Raw genomic sequence first — 912 nt, forward strand, 5'->3', positions numbered from 1 at the left:
TATAGAGTGAACAAACCTTTTAGGTTAAGTTAGAAAGGGCGCACGGTGGATGCCTTGGCACTAGGAGCCGATGAAGGACGGGACTAACACCGATATGCTCCGGGGAGCTGTAAGTGAGCTTTGATCCGGAGATTTCCGAATGGGGAAACCCACTATCCGTAATGGGATAGTATCTTTACCTGAATTCATAGGGTATTGAAGGCATACCCGGGGAACTGAAACATCTAAGTACCCGGAGGAAGAGAAAGCAAACGCGATTCCCCAAGTAGCGGCGAGCGAAACGGGACATAGCCCAAACCGAAAGGCTTGCCTTTCGGGGTTGTAGGACACTCAATATGGAGTTACAAAGGAANAAGTAGGCGAAGAGGTCTGGAAAGGCCTGCCGTAGAAGGTAAAAGCCCTGTAGCTGAAACTTCGTTCCCTCCTGAGTGGATCCTGAGTACGGCCGGACACGTGAAATCCGGTCGGAATCCGGGAGGACCATCTCCCAAGGCTAAATACTCCCTAGTGACCGATAGTGAACCAGTACCGTGAGGGAAAGGTGAAAAGCACCCCGGAAGGGGAGTGAAAGAGATCCTGAAACCGTGTGCCTACAAGTAGTCAGAGCCCGTTCATGGGTGATGGCGTGCCTTTTGTAGAATGAACCGGCGAGTTACGGTCCCATGCAAGGTTAAGCTGAAAAAGCGGAGCCGCAGCGAAAGCGAGTCTGAATAGGGCGAATGAGTATGTGGCCGTAGACCCGAAACCAGGTGATCTACCCATGTCCAGGGTGAAGGTAGGGTAACACCTACTGGAGGCCCGAACCCACGTACGTTGAAAAGTGCGGGGATGAGGTGTGGGTAGCGGAGAAATTCCAATCGAACCTGGAGATAGCTGGTTCTCTCCGAAATAGCTTTAGGGCTAGCCTCACGT

At 52.0% G+C, this 912-nt stretch carries 1 rRNA gene; it reads left to right on the forward strand.

Going from position 1 to position 912, the window contains the following annotated elements:
- Window positions 1-22 precede the first annotated feature (22 nt).
- A 23S ribosomal RNA gene (locus A8F94_RS12095) occupies window positions 23-912 on the forward strand; the annotation flags it as partial.

Origin of the sequence: Bacillus sp. FJAT-27225, from assembly GCF_001685025.1 — a bacterium.
GTDB lineage: Bacteria > Bacillota > Bacilli > Bacillales > Cytobacillaceae > Bacillus_D.